This window comes from Flavobacterium sp., assembly GCF_028712645.1.
Lineage (GTDB): Bacteria > Bacteroidota > Bacteroidia > Flavobacteriales > Flavobacteriaceae > Flavobacterium.
In genome coordinates this window covers 1-6,402 of sequence record NZ_JAQTPQ010000208.1, presented here as the reverse complement: position 1 = coordinate 6,402, position 6,402 = coordinate 1, and the positions used below count along the sequence as shown (strand labels likewise).

At 30.4% G+C, this 6,402-nt stretch carries 2 protein-coding genes; one reads left to right on the top strand and one right to left on the bottom strand.

Annotated elements, in window-relative coordinates:
- Positions 1 to 51: 51 nt before the first annotated feature.
- Positions 52 to 3,042, bottom strand: a complete 2,991-nt coding sequence (locus PHC28_RS14165; RefSeq protein WP_300101950.1) for a TonB-dependent receptor — start codon at positions 3,040 to 3,042, stop codon at positions 52 to 54.
- Positions 3,043 to 3,377: 335 nt separating this feature from the next.
- Here PHC28_RS14165 and PHC28_RS14160 point away from each other — a divergent pair, with 335 nt between their 5' ends.
- On the top strand, positions 3,378 to 6,239 hold the full coding sequence (locus tag PHC28_RS14160; protein ID WP_300101944.1) for a LuxR C-terminal-related transcriptional regulator: 2,862 nt from the start codon (positions 3,378 to 3,380) through the stop codon (positions 6,237 to 6,239).
- Positions 6,240 to 6,402: the final 163 nt, after the last annotated feature.

Sequence of the window (6,402 nt, the reverse complement as noted above, 5' to 3'; positions counted from 1 at the left end):
TTAAATAATTTTTAAATAATTTCATAACTATATAGTATTTATATTTTAGTATTAAAAATTGGCTTTTAGTCCAAAAATAAATGTTTTAACTTGAGGATAGGTTCCTAAATCTATACCTTGACCGATTCCTGTAGCATTATTAAAAGCCCCAACTTCTGGATCAAATCCTTTATAATTTGTAATCGTAAATAGGTTTTGCCCTGTTACATATAATTTTATTGAATTTAATTTTAAGTTTTCCAATTTAAATTGATAACCTAATGTAACAGCTTTCAATCGAATGTAAGAACCGTCTTCTACAAATCTATTAGATACGTGTAATGCACTTGCATCATTCGCTTTTGGAACATCTGTAATTTGACCCGCTGTAGTCCATCTGTTTAATACTTCAGTAGATTGATTGTTGTAATTATTCATCAATGTCAAATCCATTCTTGAAGCATTGAAAATATCTCCTCCTTGTGAACCAGTGATTAAAGCATCTAAACTAAATCCTTTATAACTAAAATCATTGCTAAAACCAAATGTGAATTTTGGATTAGGATTTCCAATATTTGTTCTATCATCTGGAGTAATTACTCCATCTCCATTGATATCTTTGTACAATAATGCACCAGAAGTAGGGTCTACTTTATCTACTTTATAACCATAGAAGCTTCCTAAAGAACTACCTTCAGTCAGTAGAATTACACTTTCTCCAACAGAAGTTAAATTTTGAAATGGTAATTTTTTAAGTAAACCTAATTTAACCACTTTGTTATCATTGAAAGAAATATTGAAATTAGAGTTCCATTTAAAATCTCCTGTGAAGTTCATTGTGTTTATACCTAATTCCAATCCTTTGTTTTCAATTTCACCAGCATTATAATAATATGGTTTTGAAAATCCTGGGAAATAAATAATTTGAAGCAAGTCATTTGTGTTTTTCTTGTACACATCTGCCGTAAATTTGATTCTGTTTTTGATTAAACCTAAATCTAAACCTAAATTAATGTCAGTTGTGGTTTCCCATCTCAAATCTGGGTTACCTATTTGATCTAATGTTGTTGCATTCGTCAAAGGATTTGTATAATTCAAATCAAAGCTTGAATAGGCTGGTAATCCTGATAAATTACCTGTTTTTCCCCAACCTCCTCTAAGTTTTAATTCACTAATTGTAGTAGCATCCTTCAAGAAATTTTCATTGGAAATAATCCAAGCGGCTGAAACTGCTGGAAAAAATCCCCATTTATTGCCTTTTGCTAATTGAGAGGCACCACTTTCTCTAAATACACCATTCACAATATATTTATTTTTGATATTGTAGGTTACTCTTCCAAAATAAGAGAGACTTTTTACCTCATTTTCTCTGTTTTCGAAAGATTGATTTTTAGCAACATTAAAATCATAGTCAGTTAGCTCAACAGGGAACCCAGTTCCAGAATTGGCATCTTTAGTATAATTATTTTTCTGCATTGACATACCACCTAATAAGTTTAAATCTGAATTATCAAATTTCAATGAATAGTTCAACGTGTTTTCAAAATTCCAATTCGTATTGTTCTCTATTGTATTACTTCCTCTTCCTTTGTCAGAATCAGGGTTGTTATCTCCATTTCTTCCCCAAACATTACTAAATGGGTCAACAAACTGAACATTGTTTGATCTTGTCCAATCTAGCGATACCATTGGTTTCCAAACTAGATTGTGCAAAACATTAACATCAAAACTAATACTGCTTAAATATCTATTTACAGCTGTAGTGTTTTTTCTTGACAATAATGAAACTGGATTTTCCCATCCTGATTGATATGGATTTTCTGCATATTGACCATCTTTAAATCCATCTTTATAAGATCCATCTGCGTTTGTTTCTCTAACATTTAACTGAGAACCCCAAATAGGCAAAAATGTAGGTGTTACCAATGCACTCATAACTGCACCACCTTGTCCAACGCTGTTATTATCACTAATATAAGAACCATCCGATTGAATAATATTCATACTTACATCGGTTTTCAACCAAGAATAAAGATTGGCATTCACATTTATTTTTCCAGAAAATCGATTGTATTTTGATGGATTAATTATACCATCTACTGTTTGGTATCCTAAAGCTCCATAGAGTCTTACTTTATCAGTACCTCCAGCATACGAAAAATTATAATTTTGATCAATACCCGTTTTCAAGATTTCATCTTGCCAATTCGTATTTATTCCTGTATATTTTGGGTCATTTGCAGTTGTTAAGTAACTTGGATTAATTTCATTTATCAATGTTTTGTAATCTGTTAAATTTAAAACATCTACATTGCTCACGGCTTTTGACATCCCTAAATAAGAAGTAAATTGAAAATCATTTTTATTTGATTTTCCTTTTTTAGTAGTAATAACTACAACCCCTGATGAGCCATTTACACCATAAATAGCTGTTGCAGTAGCATCTTTTAAAATGGATAAATCCACAATATCTTCGGTATTTAAACCGGAAATATCTTTAGTTTGGATTCCATCAATAACATACAAAGGGGAGTTTTCAGAGTTTATAGAACTAAGACCTCTAATCCTTACATCAAAACTGGCTCCTGGTTTTCCTGAAGTTTGAACAACATTTACACCGGCAGCATTACCTTGTATTGCTTGAGCTACAGATACAATAGGGCGATTTTCAAATGCATCCGACTTAACTTTAGAAACTGCATTTGTTGAATTTTTCATCTTCTGAGTTCCATAACCTACATTAATTACAACTTCTTGTAAGGATAGTGACTCAATTTGAAGTTTTACATTAATTGTAGTTCTGCCGTTAATGGCTTCCTTAACGGAAGTGTATCCCAAATAACTAAACACTAAAGTGCCGCTTGAAGCAGCCTTTATTTGATAATTCCCATCCAGATCCGAAGTTGTTCCCTTTGAGGTTCCTTGAATTAAAATTGTTGCTCCTGGAATGGGCATTCCATTTTCATCATTCACTTTTCCTTTTACGTTCACATCTTGTGCCTGAACATAAATAGAAAATAAGAGAGATGAAAGACAAAAAATAAATAATTTTTTTAATTTCATTTTTCTAAAAATTTTGGTTAATTAATTAGTAATTTGATGCAATACTAGAACTATTTTTTTGGTATTAGTATTTGAAGTTCATTACAAAAACCATACAAAGTAAATTTTACAACCGAACAAAAACTGAACAAAAAATTTATATTAATCTGTTTATCAAAATATTAAAACTTAATTTATGTTATAAACGAAAACGTTTTTTTTAAAAATAAACCCTACATTACTAAAAAACCAGTAAATTAGCTTTAGAAATAAATTTTTGCAAAAAATTAACCACGGTTTGCAAAAAAAGAAAACGTTTTCGTTTACAAATCGTATTATTACATTTTGAATTCATTATGGATTTTTTAAAAATAAACCTACCATTATTACTCCTATTTGCAACATCCCTTTTTGGTCAGGTAAAAAACATTGGCCTTCCAGAAATAAGAAATTATAAAAAAACCGACTACAACGGCGGCACTCAAAACTGGGATATTGATCAAGATAAAAACGGAAATTTATATTTTGCAAACAACAATGGTTTATTCCAATTTGATGGATCAGTTTGGCACAAATATCCTTTACCAAACCCACCAGATACTCGATGTGTGAAAATTGACCCTACAGGTAAAATTTTCATAGGGGGTTATAGTGAATTTGGATATTATAAAACAAATTCAAAAGGGAAACTAGAGTATGTTTCTATTTCAAAACTGGTAAACAAAAAGAAAATAATTGATTTCATCTGGAAAATACATCTTTATAAAGATGAGGTTGTCTTTCAATCATTTGCTAAAATCTATATCTATAAAAACAACCTATTAAAAATAATAGAAGCCCCCGATAGATTTCAATTTTCCTTTCAGGTAAAGAACCATCTTTACTTACAGGATGTTTCTGCTGGAATAGTAGAATATAAGAATGGTAAATTGTATCCATTAAAAGGGACAACTATTTTTAACAATACAGAAATTTGGGGTATGTTTCCTTTTCCTGAAAACAAATTACTCATCGCTACTTTAAATAAAGGTCTTTTTGTTTACAACGATGAAAAATTAGACCCATGGATTACAGAGGCAAACACTTTTATCAAAAAAAACAGTTCATTAGGTGGTGTGGCCTTCAAAAGCAAATTCATTGTTTTGAATTCTGTTTTGGATGGAATTATAATTTGTGATACCAATGGTAAAATAATTCAACATATTAACTATAAAAAAGGGCTTCAAAACAATACCGTTTTGACCTCTTTTATCGATAACAAAAACAATCTTTGGCTAGGTCTTGACAATGGTATTAGTTATATAAATGAAAACTCGCCTTTTACCTATTTCGGTTTTAGTTATGGTCTTAGTACCGTATATGCTTCGGTGGTGTTTAAAGGGAATTTATATGTTGCCACAAATCAAGGCGTTTTTTATTCTAAATGGAATTTACCTTTCAGACAAGAAAATTTTTCTTTGCTGGAAGAAACTACTGGTCAAGCATGGAACATTCAAATAATTGATGACCAATTAATTTGCGGAAATAATAACGGAGCTATGATAATTGAAAGCAACCATTCTGTCAAAACGCTTGACACTAGAGGATACTTTCGTTTCAAAAAAATTCCAAATCATCCCAACTATATTATTGGTGCCAATTACAACGGTTTTGCTGTTTTTGAAAAGACATCAAATGGGTTGGAATACCGAAATCAAATTTTCGGTTTTGACAAACCATCAAGTTCTTTCGAAATTGACAAATCCTATTTATGGTTAAAAAAAGATGATTTAATTTATAAAATGACTCTTTCAGATGACCTGAAAAAATTCAACTCAATCAAAACCTATCCGAATCTTTCGAACACTATTAAAGGCATTGGCAGTATTCAAACTATAAATAACACTGTTTATTTTCAAACAAACAATAATTTTTATAAATACTCTCAAGATCAGGATTTGTTTTATGAAGACAAAAAAATGACTGCATTATTTAAAGATCTTCCAATGGCGTCCTCGCTTATCCAAGATTCACTAGGAAATATTTGGTATCTATTTAAAGAATCATTAGGAGTCTTATCAAAAAACACTTCTGGCGAGTATAAGAATATTGTCGCTCCATTTTCAAGTTTAACTGGTAATTTGGTCAATAATTATATGTCTGTTAATACAATTGATTCAAAAAACATATTTATTGGACTAACGAATGGATTGGCACATTATGATTCCCAACTTTTGAATAATTCTGTTTGGAAGCCCACAGCATTTATAAGAAGTTTCTCGTTTCCAGGAGACACGCTGGTATTTGGAAATAGCCAAAACACCTATAAAAAGCAAGAAGTTCCATATAAATCAAATCGAGTAAAGTTTACTTTTTCTTCGCCTAGCTATGAGAACATAGACAATATTGAATTTTCATATCAATTAGAAGGTTTTGATGACAGATGGAGTAATTGGTCTCCCATCTCCATTAAAGAATATACCAACTTATGGGAAGGTAACTACATAATGAATCTGAAGGCTAGAAACAGCTATGGAATACAATCCGAAGTAAAACAAGTTCTATTTACAATTTCTCCGCCTTGGTATAGACATTTCGTAGCCTTTTTTTGCTACATCGTACTAATTATTGCCACAACTTATTTTATTAGAAATAGAATTCAAGCAAAAATACGGAAAGACAAATATTACGAAACGATTGAAATGAGAAGGATTTATTTAGAAAAAGAATCAAAAATCCAAAAAGGGCAATATGATTTAGAAAAAGAAATCGAACGCCTAAAAAATGACAAGCTGCAAATTAAAATTCTTTCAAAAGATAAAGAGCTGGTTACAAACACTTTACAAGTTGTAAAAAAGAATAAAATATTAAATGGAATTATTCATAAACTCAAAGACATCAATGTAGATTCTCTTGACGAATCAACTAAATTTCAGTTTAACAAACTAAATAAAAGTATAATAAAAGAAGTGAATGCCGATAAAAGCTGGAAAGATCTTGAAAAACATATAAAAAATGTTCATTTCGATTTTCTTAAAAGATTAAAAGAAAAATATCCGACAATTTCTCCTCGCGAATTGGATTTATCGACCTATTTATTGATGAATATGTCCACAAAAGAAATAGCAGAAATTATGAACATTTCAAACGGAGGTGTTGAAGTGTCACGTTACCGTTTGCGGAAAAAATTCGGACTCAATAAAAAAGAAGATTTAACTGGTTTTTTGATGACAATTTAAACCAAAACTGGAAGGATGTTTTCAAAAGCCTTTAAATTTGGTTCTACTGGGTTTTGTGTGAAAGGTGTAAATTTACATAATGGAATATGATATAAAGACGATATTAGAAAAAATTATTTTACCTGTTCAAGACGGATGGAAATTATCTAGGTTAGACATAAAT